10 protein-coding genes and 4 pseudogenes are annotated in these 15,033 nt (G+C 48.6%); 13 read left to right on the top strand and 1 reads right to left on the bottom strand.

Features of this window, described 5'->3' with window-relative positions:
- Window positions 1–607, top strand: a 607-nt coding sequence (locus Q0274_RS07325) for a sulfatase-like hydrolase/transferase (protein WP_298028568.1), incomplete at its 5' end; no start/stop codon positions are given.
- A 205-nt stretch (window positions 608–812) separates the two neighbouring features.
- Here Q0274_RS07325 and Q0274_RS07330 read toward each other — a convergent pair.
- Window positions 813–1,718 (bottom strand): LysR family transcriptional regulator, encoded by a 906-nt coding sequence (locus tag Q0274_RS07330; protein WP_298028570.1) that lies wholly within the window; start codon window positions 1,716–1,718, stop codon window positions 813–815.
- Between the two features lie 141 nt (window positions 1,719–1,859).
- On the opposite strand from Q0274_RS07330, the gene sdhA reads away from it, so the two are divergent.
- The 12 genes and pseudogenes from sdhA to Q0274_RS07390 all read left to right on the top strand — a co-directional run.
- On the top strand, window positions 1,860–3,740 hold the full coding sequence (gene sdhA / locus Q0274_RS07335) for an 8-methylmenaquinol:fumarate reductase flavoprotein subunit (RefSeq protein ID WP_298028572.1): 1,881 nt from the start codon (window positions 1,860–1,862) through the stop codon (window positions 3,738–3,740).
- Complete coding sequence (gene sdhB / locus Q0274_RS07340; protein ID WP_298028574.1) at window positions 3,737–4,711, top strand: 8-methylmenaquinol:fumarate reductase iron-sulfur subunit; 975 nt, start codon at window positions 3,737–3,739, stop codon at window positions 4,709–4,711. The genes sdhA and sdhB overlap by 4 nt, the downstream gene beginning before the upstream one ends.
- Before the next feature lie 10 nt (window positions 4,712–4,721).
- Window positions 4,722–5,579, top strand: coding sequence for an 8-methylmenaquinol:fumarate reductase membrane anchor subunit (gene sdhE, locus Q0274_RS07345; RefSeq protein WP_298028576.1), 858 nt, complete (start codon window positions 4,722–4,724; stop codon window positions 5,577–5,579).
- A 426-nt stretch (window positions 5,580–6,005) separates the two neighbouring features.
- Window positions 6,006–7,151 carry a hydrogenase small subunit gene (locus tag Q0274_RS07350; RefSeq protein ID WP_298028578.1) on the top strand — a complete coding sequence of 382 codons (1,146 nt, stop codon included), beginning with the start codon at window positions 6,006–6,008 and terminating at the stop codon, window positions 7,149–7,151.
- A 2-nt stretch (window positions 7,152–7,153) separates the two neighbouring features.
- Window positions 7,154–8,873, top strand: a pseudogene (locus Q0274_RS07355) (nickel-dependent hydrogenase large subunit).
- A gap of 3 nt (window positions 8,874–8,876) precedes the next feature.
- A complete protein-coding gene (cybH, locus tag Q0274_RS07360) occupies window positions 8,877–9,551 on the top strand; it encodes a Ni/Fe-hydrogenase, b-type cytochrome subunit (protein ID WP_297905367.1) in 675 nt (224 codons plus the stop codon).
- A pseudogene (locus tag Q0274_RS07365) lies at window positions 9,548–9,643 on the top strand (hydrogenase expression/formation protein); the annotation flags it as partial. The gene cybH and the pseudogene Q0274_RS07365, both read left to right, overlap by 4 nt.
- A gap of 60 nt (window positions 9,644–9,703) precedes the next feature.
- The gene (locus tag Q0274_RS07370) at window positions 9,704–10,426 is read left to right on the top strand and encodes a hydrogenase maturation protease (protein ID WP_298028610.1); all 723 of its coding nucleotides are present in this window, start codon (window positions 9,704–9,706) and stop codon (window positions 10,424–10,426) included.
- Window positions 10,410–12,047: a hypothetical protein gene (locus Q0274_RS07375; protein WP_298028580.1), complete on the top strand. Its 1,638-nt coding sequence runs from the start codon at window positions 10,410–10,412 to the stop codon at window positions 12,045–12,047. Before Q0274_RS07370 ends, Q0274_RS07375 begins: the two co-directional genes overlap by 17 nt.
- An 11-nt stretch (window positions 12,048–12,058) precedes the next feature.
- A complete protein-coding gene (locus Q0274_RS07380) occupies window positions 12,059–12,322 on the top strand; it encodes a hypothetical protein (RefSeq protein WP_298028582.1) in 264 nt (87 codons plus the stop codon).
- Window positions 12,323–12,332: 10 nt separating this feature from the next.
- Window positions 12,333–13,673: pseudogene (locus tag Q0274_RS07385) on the top strand (Sua5/YciO/YrdC/YwlC family protein); the annotation flags it as partial.
- Window positions 13,674–14,369: 696 nt separating this feature from the next.
- A pseudogene (locus Q0274_RS07390) lies at window positions 14,370–14,639 on the top strand (Sua5/YciO/YrdC/YwlC family protein); the annotation flags it as partial.
- Window positions 14,640–15,033 lie beyond the last annotated feature (394 nt).

Below are 15,033 nucleotides of genomic sequence, written 5' to 3' on the forward strand. Positions count from 1 at the left end.
TAAAATTCCGCAAAATAATCCGATCTGCGACGTAGAGTGCAGGGACGAGGGGATGCTTGCGGGGCTTGATAAATTTGTCTCCGAAAACGCGGGCAAAGACGTATTAATCGTGCTGCATCAGATGGGCAATCACGGGCCTGCGTATTTCAAGCGCTATAAGAAAGAATTTGAAAAATTTAGCCCCGTTTGCCGCGATAACGAGCTTGAAAACTGCTCGCAGCAAGAAATTTCAAACGCCTACGATAACGCGATTTTATACACGGATTATTTTTTAAGCAAGGTTATAAATTTTTTAAAGCCGTATTCTAAGACGCACGAAACGGCGATGATCTATATGAGCGATCACGGCGAGAGCCTCGGCGAGGGCGGCGTTTATCTGCACGGCATGCCCTATCTTTTCGCTCCAGAGGCGCAAAAGCATATCGGCGCTATCGTTTGGCTAGGTGAGGGAAAAATGCGCGAAAGATACGATCTAAGCGCGCTTAAATCGCACAAGGATGACGCTTTTTCGCACGATAATCTTTTTCATACGCTGCTTGGAATTTTTGAAGTAGATACCAAGGTGTATAACAAGGATTTGGATATTTTAGGCGGAGTGAAAAATTAGAATTTCGCGCTAAATTCCGTTGTAAATTGTGAGTAAAATTTTAGCAACAAAAAATTTTATTGGCAAAATTATAATTTAAGCTTAGTTTGAAATTTCATCCCAAGTTTGAGCAAAATCTACTCTAAAAATTTTTATGCAAAAGCTAATGTAGAGACAAAGTGCTGCAAAAACTCAATCTCTCATTTATCGTTGCGAGTTATGAATTTTAAATTTCATTAGAAATTTTACGTGCAGTTTTGATAAATGCCTGCGCTAGATGGTTTAGACGTTTGCCTTTTTTGTAGGCAATTATCAGCGTATTATCGAGCTCGCGCGCGCCTACGTCAAAGAGTTTTATCCTGCTTGCCTTATCTTCTTTTATCATCTGCGGTATGCTAAAGCACGCTCCTGCGCCGCTTGCGACGATAGCATTGGCGATATCAAAGGTCTCCGTACGACATAGCACTTTCGGCACAAAGCCCGCAGCGGCAAAGAACTCATCTATCTGCTCGGCGCTTCTTAGGCTTTGATTAGGCAGGATGAATCTTTCCTCTTTTAAGTGCGAAATGTCAATTTTGGGAACAGATTCGTTTTTAAACTCAAGCGAGAGCGGATGGGTGGAGCTTAGAGCGACATAGGTTTTTTGCGTTAGAATTTTAACCCCGTCAAGCCCACTCATATCGATGGGAAGTATCAGCATACCGACATCAAGATCACCCTGAAGTAGCATTTCACGAATGCTAAGCGCAGAAGAAAATTGCGTGATTTGCAGATCCGAATCCTTAAATTTCTTGCAAAACATCGGCAGTAGCGACGGCAGTAGATTATAGCCGTTTTGCGAAAAGCCGATGCGAATTTTATCATTTTTTACGCCGCTTATTTCAGAAATATCGCTTTTTAGGTCGTTTATGGCGTCAAAAATGACTTTGGCTTTACTAGCGTAAATTTTTCCCGCGCGCGTAAGCGAAATGGGATTGCTCGTGCGGTTAAAAAGCTGCGTTCCAAGCTCACGTTCCAGCGATAAAATGCTCTGCGATAGTGACGGCTGCGGGATTTTAAGTGCTTCCGCAGCCTTAGTAAAGCTGCAGAATTCTGCTACTTTTAATGCTAGCTCCATGCGATGCAAATTCATTTAGCCCCTCCAATTGATAACTCAATTCTTATGAAATGATACACTAAATAATATTTGACTTATGTTAAAAATGAAACTAAAATTACGTTTTTAGTTTAGAACTTTAAACTTAAGCTAAGAATTTCTCAAATGGAGAGGAAAATGAGTGAATCAAATTTCAACAGACGCGATTTCTTAAAATCGGCCTGTATCGGCGTCGGCGCGCTTAGCCTTAGCGGCTGCGTGGATACCGACAAGAGTAAAAGCGCAGACGGCGGCAACGAAGGTGGCCTTCCTAGTGTGGACGTACTCGTTATCGGCTCGGGAGGCGCGGGTTTGCGCGCAGCCGTAGCGGTAAGAAAGAGCAATCCAAATCTCAGCGTCGTCGTAGCTACGAAGATGATGCCTTCGCGTAACGCTACCTGTATGGCGGAAGGCGGTATCAACGGCGTTACGAGCTTCAGTGGCGGCGATTCATACAAACTTCACGCCTACGACACCGTAAAGGGCGGCGCATATCTCGTAGATCAGGACGCTGCGATTAAATTTTGCGAACTTGCGGGCCCTACGATTGCCGAGATGGATTATATCGGCACGCTGTTTTCCAGAAATGCTAGCGGCGGCGTGGACGGCAAAGAGAGCGGCGTTCCTGGCGGCGTAGCGCAGCGCTTTATGGGCGGCGCGTCTAAAAAACGATGCAACTACTCCGCCGATAAGACGGGTCATATCTTGATGCACGCCTGTTTTGACGATGCGGTCAGCAACGGCGTGAAATTTTTAATCGATCACGAGCTGCTTGAGATCAGCGCGCCTGAGGGCAAATGCGAGGGCGTTGTGCTTCGAAATATCCAAACCGGCGATTTTTATCCCGTACTTTGCAAAGCCTTGGTAATCGCTACGGGCGGATATACGAGAATGTTTTACAACCGCACCTCGGTACCTTATATCGCCACCGGCGACGGTATCGCTGCAGCACTTCGCGCGGGGCTTGGATTTAGCGATCCCGAGATGGTGCAGTTTCATCCCACAGGCATCAAAAGCGGCGGCGCGCTCATTACCGAAGCTGCGCGAGGCGAGGGCGGATATCTGCTCAACAATAAAGGCGAGCGCTTTATGAAAAACTACCACGAAAAGATGGAGCTTGCGCCGCGCGACGTCGTAGCTCGCGCGATCGAAACCGAGATTCGCGAGGGTAGGGGATACGGCGAGGGGCTCGGCGCATACGTACTTCTTGACGTAAGACATCTCGGAAAAGATAAAATTTTAAAAGCCCTTCCTAAGATCAGACACACCGCTATTTTGTTTGAGGGCATCGATCTGATCGAGGAGCCGATTCCGATTCGTCCTACCGCACACTACTCGATGGGCGGTATTGAAGTGTCTAAATTTGACGATATGAGCACTAAAATTTCAGGGCTTTATACCGCGGGCGAAGCATCTTGTATCTCGATTCACGGCGCAAACCGCTTAGGCGGAAATTCTTTAACCGACGCCGTTGTAACGGGCAAGCTTGCAGGGCTCGGCGCAGCGGATTATGCTGCAAAACAAAGCGGTTTTGGTGACGGTAAAAGAGCGAGCGAGCTCGCGCAAAAATGGCAGGCTAAATTTAAGCAGATCGCAAACGGCTCGGGCAAGGCAAACGAGATGTATGAGTTACGCGAAGAGCTAGGCGCGCAGCTTTGGGACAATATGGGTATCTTTAGAACAGGCGAGAAGCTCGATCTGCTTTCGCAAAATTTAGAGGGCATTAAAGCGCGCTACGACGAGCTGCACGTTGCGGATGCAAATCCGGTTATGAATACCGCATTTACCGACTATGTTGAGCTTGGAAATTTGATCCTGCTTGCGCGCTGTGCGTGTTTGGCTGCGCAAAAGAGGCTGGAAAGCCGCGGCGCGCATACCAGAGAGGATTATCCTAAGCGCGACGATAAAAATTTCTTAAAGCACAGTATCGTGACGATGAACGATGCAGGCGAGCTAAGCTTGGGCTACAAAGAGGTTGTCGTTACGGAATTCTCTCTTGACGGAAGGAAACCTCAATGAAATTTATCATAGACCGCTTCGACGGAAGCAAAAATTATAAGCAAGCTTACGAGTTAAGTTTGGAGCAGATCAAAGGAAAGACCCTGCTTGGAGTTTTGCAATTTATTAAGCAAAATTTAGACATCACTTTAAATTTTACCGCAGCGTGCCGTATGGCGATATGCGGAGCCTGTGCCGTGAGGGTAAACGGGCACTCATATCTCGCCTGTGATACCAAGATGGAGGCTCTGCTTGCGGAGTATGAAAACCCGGATAGCTTTACGATCTCGCCGCTAAATAATTTCCGAGTGATCTCGGATCTAGTAGTGGATTGGGAACCTAGTATCGAAAATTTAAGAAAGATCAAACCGACCATTACGCCTAAGAAAGAATTTAGCGCCGAGAAGGGCTGTAAACAAAGCCCGGAGCAGATGGAGCGCGTCAAAAAGCAGTGGGATTGCATACTTTGCGGCTGCTGCGCTAGCGAATGCAATAAGCTTGGAGCCGATGCGAGCGATTATATGCAGCCCTTTGTTTTCACGCATGCTAACCGCGCCGCGTTTGATTCAAGAAGCGAGGACGCTATGCCTCATCTAAAGCCTGCGGTACTAAACGGATTATGGTTATGCGTGCACTGCCAAGAGTGCGCCGATCGCTGCCCTAAAGGCATAAGCGCCCAAAGCGATATCACCGCACTTCGCGCCCTAGCGATGAAAAAGGGCTTAACCGCAGGAAGCGGTCCTGGTCATGCCGAGGCGTTCCTGCTAGATATCGTAGAAGGAAGCGGAAGGCTAAACGAGATCAAGCTTGCCTTAAGAAGCGAAGGCGTATTTGCGAATATGGGCAAGATGGACGTAGCGGCAAACTTAATGGCTGCGGGCAAGATGAATCCGCTTCATGCTTTCGGCGAAGAGGAGATCGAGGGTCATGCGCAGCTCGTTAAGATGATAGAGGCCGCACGCAAGGCTCAGGCTAGCGGCGAGATAGAATAAGGAGGAGAGGATGAATAACGAATTTGCATTTTTCCCGGGTTGCGTTTTAAGTCAAGCCGCAAAGGAATCTAAAATTTCACTTGAAGCGATCGCTCCGGTGCTGGGTATTAAACTTCATGAGATAAAAGGCTGGAGCTGCTGCGGGGCTAGCCAAGCTCAATGCGTCGATCCTATGGCAAGCCTAGTAGCTAATGCCAGAAACATCGCGCTCGCCGAGGGTATGAATATGCCTCTGCTAACTACCTGCTCCACCTGTATGCTAACTCTAACTAAGGCTAAACTTACTCTCGATAAGGGTGCTAAAAGCTATATCAATACCTTTTTGAAAGAGGGCGGTATGCAGTATCAGGGAAGCACCGAGATAACGAGCCTGCTTTGGGTGCTATATCAGAATTTAGACACTCTAAAAGCCAAGGTCACGAGGCCGCTTTCAAATTTAAAAGTAGCGCTATTTTACGGCTGCCACTCATTAAGACCGGAGCGCGAGCTTAAGAAGGAGAGCTCGACCAATCCGAAAAGCTTTGAAGCGGTAGTTAGCGCACTTGGTGCTCAGATAGTGCCTTTTGAAAAGCGCCTTGATTGCTGCGGCTTTCACGCTAGCTATCCTGCGGTAAAGTCTGTTCAAAAGATGTCAAGCGAGATCGTAAATAATGCGGGCGAAAACGGAGCGGACGTCGTAGTTACCCCTTGTCCGCTATGCCAGATGCAGCTAGATATCTATCAGGAGCGATACCAAGAAGCGATGAACTCAAAGGCAAGAAAACCAATCATCCACCTATCTCAGCTTGTGGGACTTGCACTTGGGCTAAGCAACGAGCAGCTTGGACTAAACATCAATATCCAAGATGCAACGAGATTGGTAAGCTGATCTTTTAAAATTTTCTAAAGATTAACGGATGATTTTGCAAAAATACTTCGCTGCGGCGCACGAGTAGTTCGCCTGCTAGTATCGCACAAAATCATCCAACCTACGCCTGCTTTATCTTGAACTACTTTTCGCCGCTATAAAATTCTTGGATAAAATTTCACTGCTTCGTGAAATTTAATGCTTCATAAAAAATTTAATGTTTTCACCGCCTGCACCATCACGAGCAAAGGCTACTCCGTCCACGGAAAAGGTTAACGTTTCGTCCGCCGCGCTAAATTTTAATCCGCCTTTTATTTTCAAATTTAAAACCTGCTAGACGATGAATAAATATAAAATTTTAATTAAATCTAACGAAATTTAAGGTGCATGAATTCTAAATTTTGATAGAATGCCATTTAAAAATATCCTAAATTTCAGGAGGACATTATGGTTGATTTAGCTCAAATTTCGGCTAGACTTGATGCCGTTGAGCGTTTGCCGCGAATAAAAGTGGAGGAAAACATACAAGAAAGGCTTAAGAGCAAAGGTTTTTCGCGTCGTGATTTTATGAAATGGAGCGGAGCGATGACCGCGATGCTTGGTCTTCCGGCCGCATTTGCACCGAGCGTGGCGCGAGCTGCGGAGCTTGCGGATCGCCTGCCGGTAATCTGGCTTCATATGGCGGAGTGCACGGGCTGTAGCGAGAGCTTGCTACGCACCGAGACGCCTAGCATCGACAGCCTAATATTTGATTACATCAGCCTTGAATATCACGAGACAATAATGGCTGCCGCAGGCTGGCAAGCCGAGGAAAATTTAGAGGGTGCGATCGAAAAATACAAGGGGCGCTATATCTTAATGGTCGAGGGCGGAATCCCAAGCGGCAAGAATGAATTTTTCCTAACCGTGGGTCCTGAGGGCAAGAGCGGAGCTCAACACTGCAAAGACGCGGCCGAAGGCGCTGCAGCAATATTTGCGATCGGTACCTGTTCGAGCTTCGGCGGTATCCAAGCCGCAGCTCCGAATCCGACCGGCGCAGTAGGTCTAGAAAAGATCATAAGTAAGCCTGTCGTCAACATCCCAGGCTGTCCACCGAATGAAAAAAATATCGTCGGCAACGTGCTAAATTTCATCCTTTTCGGCACGCTTCCGAGCCTAGACGTTTATAATAGGCCTAAATGGGCTTACGGGCTACGAATACATGATCTGTGCGAGCGCCGCGGACATTTCGATGCGGGCGAGTTTGTAGAAAGCTTCGGAGATGCGGGTGCGAAGGACGGATACTGCCTTTATAAAGTAGGCTGCAAGGGTCCTTATACGTTTAACAACTGCTCGCGCGAGCGTTTCAACTCCCACACTAGCTGGCCGGTACAAGCGGGTCACGGCTGCATAGGCTGCTCAGAGCCTGATTTTTGGGATCATATGGGGCCTTTTGAGGAGCCTTTGGCGGATCGCCTTTACGAAAGCGTTTTTGGCGGGCTAGGCGCTGATGCTACCGCAGATAAGATAGGTGTCGGAATTTTAGCGATCACGGGTGTTGCGGTAGCGGCACACGCGGCGATTGCGTCATTTAAGAAAGATAAAGGGGAATAATCATGTCGCAAAGAATCGTAATAGATCCGATAACCAGAATAGAGGGACATTTAAGAATAGAGGTCGTAGTGGACGACGAAAACGTCATCCGCGAGGCCTATAGCAGCTCCACTTTATGGCGCGGGCTTGAGACCATAGTAAAAAATAGAGATCCGCGCGACGCGGGATTTTTTATGCAAAGAATTTGCGGCGTCTGCACCTTCTCGCACTACAAAGCGGGCATCGTCGCGGTAGAAAACGCCCTTGGCATAACTCCGCCGCTAAATGCCTTGCTAACGCGCACGCTGATGGCTAACGCGCTATTTTTGCACGATCATCCGGTGCATTTTTATCAACTCCACGGGCTTGATTTCGTGGATGTCGTAAGCGCTCTTAGCGCCGATCCTAAAAAAGCAAGCGAGGAGGCGTTTAAATACTGCGATACCCCTTATGCGTGCGGCGCAGATAAACTAAAAGAGGTGCAAGATCGCGTGGGCGCTTTTGTTAAGAAAGGCGCTTTGGGGCCTTTTGCCAATGCCTACTTCGGCCACCCAACATAAGCTTAGCCCGGAGCAAAATTTAATCGCTCTTTCACACTATCTTGAGTGTTTGCGCATTCAGCGCACGGCGGCTCAGATGATGGCGATATTCGGTGCAAAGCAGCCTCATCCGCAAAGCCTCACCGTAGGCGGCGTCACCTGCGTGATGGATATCCTAAGTCCTGCGAGACTGGGCGAATATATGTCTAAATTTAAAGAGATCGCAGACTTTGTAAATCGCGCCTACTATCCTGATCTCGTAATGGCTGCGAAGGCTTACGGCAACGAGCCTAGCGTGCTAAACGATATCGGTGTGGCAAATTTATGGACTCATCAAGAATTTCAGCTTTCAAAGAACGAATGGCTATTTCAAAGCGGCATGATTATGAACGGCGATATTAGCAAGGTTTTGGAGCTTGATGAGAACAAGATTACCGAGGAGGCAACGCATGCGTGGTATAAAAACGATGCGCCGCTTCATCCTTACGACGGCGAGCAAGAGCCGAATTATACGGGCCTTCAGGACGGACAGAGCATCGACGCGCACGGCAAAGAAGCGCATACGAAGGTGCTCGATACCCAGGGCAAATACACCTGGATTAAGGCTCCGCGATACGACGGCAAACCGCTTCAGGTAGGGCCTCTTGCAAATATCGTGGTAAATTACGCCAAGAAAAATGAGCGCGTAGTAAAAGTCGTGGATCAATTCCTAAAAGACGCCGGCTTGCCGCTTGAGGCGGTATTTTCGACGCTTGGACGAACGGCGTGTCGTATGATCGAGGCTAAAGTCGTAGCCGACAACGGACTGATTGCGCTAGAAAATTTGATCGAAAACATCAAAAGCGGCGATACGCAGACCTGCGCAAAATATGTAATTGATAACTCCAAAGAGTACAAAGGTCGCTATATCGGTCACGTGCCGCGCGGCGCACTTAGCCACTGGTGCAGGATCGAAAAGGGCGTCATCAAAAACTGGCAGGCGGTCGTACCTTCTACTTGGAACGCCACTCCGAAGGATAAAGACGGCGCTATGGGCGCTTACGAATCCTGCTTGATCGGGCTTAAACTTGCCGATCTTTCCAAGCCGCTAGAGATTATCCGCCGCATCCACTCTTACGATCCTTGCATCGCCTGCGCCGTGCACGTAATGGACGCCAAAGGAGCGGAGCTTGGCTGCTATAGGGTAGATCCCAGCAAAGGATAAACGATGAAAAAAAGATTTGCGGAATACGAGTTCTCAATCGGTCTTAGGCTCACGCACTGGCTGCGTGCGCTTTGCATTACGATTTTGGTGATCACCGGATATTACATCGCCTTTGTTTTCACCGCGCCCGAGATAAATCCCGAGCCGGTGCTTTTCATGCAGGCTAAATTTAGATTCGTGCATCTGATCTTCGGCTTTGCGATGATCGGCGCGGCGATCTTTAAAACTTATCTTTTCTTTTTCGATAAAAAGAGCAGAAAAGAGCTTTTAAGCATCAAGGATTTTTTTAGCCCGCGCGTCTGGATAGCTCAGATCAAATACTATATCTTTTTGGGCGAGCACCCGCATCTTCGCGGCGTTTATAACCCGCTACAGTTCATCTCCTATCTGGGCTTTTATCTAGTGCTATTCGTGATCTGCCTAACGGGTATGATCTTATATGTGCATGTCTATCACGAAGGGCTCGGTGGCGCGCTATACGGTCTCTTGCGCCCGCTGGAAGCTGCGATGGGCGGTCTAAGCGAAGTGCGAATGATACATCATCTTTGCATGAATATCATCATAATCTTCGTGCCGATCCACGTCTATATGGCGGTCTTTAACGCCGTCAAGGGCAGGGACGGCGCGATGGATGCGATCGTAAGCGGCTATAAATTTAAAAAGGAAGAGCACGCTTGAGGGTGCTGGTACTGGGTATCGGCAACGTCATCTACGCGGACGAGGGCATAGGCGTACACTTCGTCCGCGCGCTCGCGCAGAACTATAAATTTTATCCTAAAGCCGCTGCACGAAATTCTATGGCGGGCGAGGATTTCGCGGCGCAGAATTTTATGCAAAATTCCGCCCAAGTCTCTGCGATACAAAATTCTACCTCGCAAAATTCCATAGAGCGCGACTCCTTGCAAAATTTTGCGGATGAGAATTCTATCTTTAAGCAAAATTTCCCAGCAGTAAATTCAAACCGAAATTCTACTTCAGAACATTCCGCAAAGCAGGATTCAGCTTCAAATTTTACTTCGCAAAATTTAGCAATAAATTCCGCAGCGCAAAGCTCTATTAATGCGGATCTTATTACCGAAAATTCCGCCGCATCGAGCAACAGCGCGGATCAGATCCGCTTTATCGACGGTGGGACGCTGGCTAGCTTTCTTACGCCTACGATGGCGGAATTTGATGAAATTTTGCTCGTCGATTGCATAGACGCGGAGGGCGCAAAGGGCGGCGAGGTGTATTTTTTCGACTACGACGCGATGCCTAAGCAGATCAGCTGGAGCGGCTCGGCGCACGAGATCGAAATGCTTCAAACCCTGCAGATGATGGATCTTTGCGGCGATCTGCCTCACGTTAAAATTCTAGCGGTCGTGCCGCAGCGCATTGAGGAAGCAAGCTTTAAGCTAAGCTCCGCGATTTTAGAGTCCTCAAAAATCATGGAAAAAACGGCGCTTAAGTACCTATTGGATCTTGGTTTCGCGCATGAAAAAATCGCCGATCTCAGCGCCCAAGATATAGCGGATCGATTTGCAAAAAAGGGGCGAGATGATAGTAGCATATGAGTTTAACTACCTTAATGAAAACGCGCTGATAGCGCACTTCTTGCTGTTTTATGCTCGCAAAAGTGCACTTGAGTTTTGCCTGAAAAAAGAGGCGAGTCTAATAAGCCTTTTCGTGCGCGGCAGTGAGGATGAAATTTTAAAATTTAGCGACGAGGCGATGCCGCTGATTCCAAACTCCATATTTTTGGCAAAATCCTCCGTGCGCGTGGTGGATGAGGGCGGCGCCGAAGCGAAAGCGCTGAAATTTAACGGCACATTTGAAGATGCCTCCTTGGGCGATTTAAGCAAATTTTTAGAGGATGAAATTTCAAACGCAGCCAGTCAGGCTAAATTTAATAACTTTACCCCGCGAGTGATAAAGGAATACCTCGCTCGCGCCGAGCCGTCTCAAAACGAATTCGGAGTAATAAGCGGCGCTAGCGTGCTTCATGAGGGAAAATTTGAAGCGGTAAACAGGGAGAATTTTGCCCGCTTACTAGAGTTTTGCCGCATAAACTTATTTCATGCCAGGCAGGTGCAGATTAAGCGCGGCGGCGCAACTTTCACGCTCAAAGCGGACGTGGATTTTAGCGCCGATTTTTTGATAGCCGCGGGAGTGGGCGCGCTGGATGGGATTTTTGTGAGCGATGAAAAGAGCAAAATCGCGCTCGCAGCCTTCGAAAAGCCGCTCATAAGCCTAAAAACCAATGCGATCTTTAGAAAAAACCACGAGGGCGCGCCTAAATTTTTTGACGTAAAGCTTGCGGGCGACATATTCGTGTTTGCGCTAGTGCGCGCTTTGGCAAGCGACGGGATCTATTTTTTAAGCGCAAAATGCGAAAGCGCGGCGCAAAAAGATAAAATTTTTAAAGTCGCGCCGCTGCAAAACGGCTTTTTGATCGTGCAAAACGAGGATTTTTTAAGCGGCAGTGCGAGCGCTTACCTGAAAAACTCAAACGACAAAAACTCCGCTCTTTTTGCGCTTACGTGCCGCGAAAAGGGGGTTTTGAACGACTCCAAAAAACGCGTTTTGCGCTGCTTTTTGGGCGCGGGTGCGGATGATGAGATCGCAATTTATGGCGAAAGCTCTAAAAAAATTCTGCTTAAATTTAATCTGCCGCGCAGCTTTGACGAACTTAAGGCTCAAATTTGCGCGGACGAAACGGGCGCGAAGCTGCTTGAAAATTTCAGCGCCAAATTTAACGTAAACGCAGCAAAAATCGATGAAATTTTAAAAAGCGCAAACGCGGGATTTTACAGCATCTTTAGCGTCGCCGCACAGCTTATCTGGGGGCGCGATGCGGAGTTTTTGATAGCGAGCGCGGAGGATTTTGCGGGCGGCAAAGGGGTGCGACTTGATTTTTGCACGGACGAGCGCGGCTGCGTGCAAGCGGATAAAATTTTGCGCTCGGCGATGAGCTATGCGCTCGCAGGCGCCAATGAAAAGCTGTTTGCGTTCGGATTTTTCGATAGTTTGGGCTATTTTTTAAGCGATCTGGCGGATGAGCGCAAAGAGGATTTTGACGTTTTGATCTTCGGCGGCGCGATGTTTAGCGGGCGCAAATTTACGGATTTGATGCTTAATCTTTGCAAAAATTTTGACGCGAGCTTTAGCGACAGCTTCGCGCTTCAAGCTCGCTAGATCGAGCGTATATGCGAATTTTCGGCAAAATTCCTAAGTCTTATCCGCAAAACAGCGAGTTGCGCGGACATTGCGGCGCCGATAGCCGCGTCATACGGGCTAAGCTTAGCGCAAACGAGACCTTGCGAAATTTCAAAAAAGCGGCAAGGGGCGCGGAAGCGAAGGATCAAATTTTATTAAATTTAGAGCACATTTTGCAGCGCCCAGTACGCTTTGTCCGCCCGCCGCAAGCGCATTTTGCTCGCAAAACGGCTACTGCGTCGCGCAATTTATGAAAGTATGTGTATGAAAGCGGCTAAATTTGAGGTTTTCGGAGCGGTGCAGGGGGTCGGGTTCCGCCCGTTCGTCTATAAGCTCGCCGTGGATTTGGGGCTGAAAGGCGAGGTTTATAACGATGGCGAGGGCGTTAAAATCATCGTTTCTGCAGCCCTTTCCGAGCCGCAAAAAGGCTCGATTGATAAAAATTCCGCCCCTTTAAATTTAGATGAGTCAAATTCTAACGAAATTCAAGCACAGAAAGTATCGTTATCGGCTGCTCAGTCTTTAAATTCTACCGAGTCGGATTCTAACAAGGCCGCGAACTCATCACTAAATTTTGCAAGTTCAAATTTAAACGAGAACTCCTTTTTGCCGCAGAGCATGCCGAGCTTGCCAAATGATTCGATCGGCTTGCCGCGCGATTTATTGAATGATTTAGTAAGCCTGCCTGATTTAGATTTAACGAGCTTGTCGCATGATTTGACGGATGATTTACAAGCCGCAGTGAGCGTGAAATTTCTGCCCAACTTATCCGAGCTCAATCTAAACGGGCAGGGCTCTATCTTGCTAGCTTTATCCGAGCAAAACCTCCGCTCGCAGGATTTACAGGGCTCCAAGCGCAATCTGCAAAGTGCCGAGCAAGATCCGCGCGAAGAAGAAATTTTAAAAATTTTTGAGCAGCGACTTCGCAGCGAAGCGCCGCCGCTTTGCCGAATCGATAGGATCATCCGCACCGATCTAAATACACAAGATTTTGCGCAAAATTTTACTGATTTTAAGATCACGCAGTCCAAAGAGGGGCGTAAATTTAACCCGATTTTGCCCGATTTTGCGATCTGCGATCAGTGCAAAAAGGAGTTTTACGACCCGCAAAATCCACGCTTCCACTATCCTTTTATCAACTGCACCGATTGCGGCCCGCGCCTTAGCATCATCGCCGCGCTGCCGTATGACCGCGCAAACACCACGATGAGGGCGTTTGAGATGTGTGAGTTTTGCCGCGGCGAATACACGGATCCGCTCACGCGCCGCTATCACGCCGAGCCGATCTCCTGCCCGCACTGCGGCCCGCGGCTATTTTTATGCGGCACAGGCGGCGAAATTTTATCAAGCGGCGAGGATGCGATAGCGCGCACGGCGGAGCTTTTATGGCGCGGACAGATCGGCGCGATCAAGGGGATGGGCGGCTTTCACATCGTCTGCGATGCGACGAACGAGCGCGCGGTACGGATGCTGCGAACGCTCAAAAAACGCCCGAGCAAGCCTTTTGCAATCATGTGTCGTGATGCAGCGCAAGTAGGGCGCGCAGCAATTTTAAGCGCGGAGGAAGAGGCGCTGATAGACTGTAACGTCAAGCCGATCGTGATTTTAAAAAAGCGTGAGTTTGTTTGGCGCACGCTGGCGGGCTTTGCGGTGGATTTCGGCGCACAAAATTTAAAGGCGCAAAGCAAAAATTCTATATCGCCGAAATTTGCGAGCGAGCAAGAAAAATCGGCGCAAGGGCAGGGCTCTGTGCTACAAAATTTACGCAATTCCGCAGCGCAAAATTTTAGTACGCAAAGCGCTGAAAATTGCGCAAAGCAGGGGAGATTACAGAGTGCGCAAATTTTCAGTAAAACGGCGCGTCGTAATTTCGCCTGCGATATGCTAACGGCAGACGACTCGCAGTGTGCGGCAAACGAGCTAGAGCGCGCATACGATCGGTCTGATTTGCAGCGCGCGGCTAAAAATTTGAGCTCGCTGCAAGCAGAAGGCGAGCTAGAGCTTCGACATACGACTAATGAGTTAAATTTACAGTCCGCAGTGGATAGCCAAGACTTGCGATGCGCGGCGAAAAAGTCTGATTCTTGGTTTGCGACGGACGAGTCTATTTCGCAAAATTCGGCGAATATGCAGGGCTTGCGACATGCTGCAAATAGGGCAGATTTGCAGCGTTCGGCGAGCGAGCCGAGTCCGCAACAGACGATAAATTTGCAAGGTTCATGCTCTGCGCAGGAGTGCATGGCGGACGCGCGCGGCGCCCATTCCGATAGCGAGGGCGATTTCGTGCGTTTGCCCGCAAGCTTTTCGGCGATTTTTAGAGCAAACGCGATTTTTATCGCTCCAAGCGTGGCGCCGAACCTTAATAAAATCGGCATTTTTCTAGCCAACACTGGCGTGCATCTGCTGCTTTTTGAATACTTTGATCGCCCGATCGTCGCTACTAGCGCCAATATCAGCGGCGAGCCCATTATTTTTAACGCCGAGGAGTTGTGCGCGAAGCTGGGCGGCGTCATCTCGTTTTACCTGGACAATGACCGCGAAATTTTAACGCCGAGCGACGATAGTATCGCGTTTTTGCAGGAAATTAAAAAAGAAGCTGCAAGTGCGAATGCAAACGATCGCACGCACGATTTATACACGCTTGAGACCCAGGCTCACAGCGAGAATATGGCGCAAGATTTTGAAGCACCGCATGCTATGTCGCTTCCCTCGATCGATACGAAGTCCGATTTGAACGTGATTATAAAGCGGCAGCCGAATGAAAATACGTCAAACTCGAAAAGCGATGATCTGAAAAGGGCAAATTCCAAGCAAGGCTCGAAGCGTGATCCGAGTGAAGGTCTGCAAAGCTCGCAAGTAGCCGTTTGCGAGCTAAAAAATTCGCAGAATTTATCCAAAAAAGCAAAAAACGAGCAAGAAAGCGCCACGCTAGGCAGCATCTACGATGCGGCGGCAGCCGATGAAA

Source organism: uncultured Campylobacter sp. (genome assembly GCF_937973075.1).
Taxonomy (GTDB): domain Bacteria; phylum Campylobacterota; class Campylobacteria; order Campylobacterales; family Campylobacteraceae; genus Campylobacter_B.

Coding starts and splice junctions, on each gene's coding strand:
- Q0274_RS07370 (WP_298028610.1), top strand. CDS start 9,704: ATGCAAAATTCCGCCCAAGTCTCTGCGATACAAAATTCTACCTCGCAA.
- Q0274_RS07380 (WP_298028582.1), top strand. CDS start 12,059: ATGCGAATTTTCGGCAAAATTCCTAAGTCTTATCCGCAAAACAGCGAG.
- Q0274_RS07350 (WP_298028578.1), top strand. CDS start 6,006: ATGGTTGATTTAGCTCAAATTTCGGCTAGACTTGATGCCGTTGAGCGT.
- sdhE (WP_298028576.1), top strand. CDS start 4,722: ATGAATAACGAATTTGCATTTTTCCCGGGTTGCGTTTTAAGTCAAGCC.
- Q0274_RS07330 (WP_298028570.1), bottom strand. CDS start 1,718: ATGAATTTGCATCGCATGGAGCTAGCATTAAAAGTAGCAGAATTCTGC.
- Q0274_RS07375 (WP_298028580.1), top strand. CDS start 10,410: ATGATAGTAGCATATGAGTTTAACTACCTTAATGAAAACGCGCTGATA.
- cybH (WP_297905367.1), top strand. CDS start 8,877: ATGAAAAAAAGATTTGCGGAATACGAGTTCTCAATCGGTCTTAGGCTC.
- sdhB (WP_298028574.1), top strand. CDS start 3,737: ATGAAATTTATCATAGACCGCTTCGACGGAAGCAAAAATTATAAGCAA.
- sdhA (WP_298028572.1), top strand. CDS start 1,860: ATGAGTGAATCAAATTTCAACAGACGCGATTTCTTAAAATCGGCCTGT.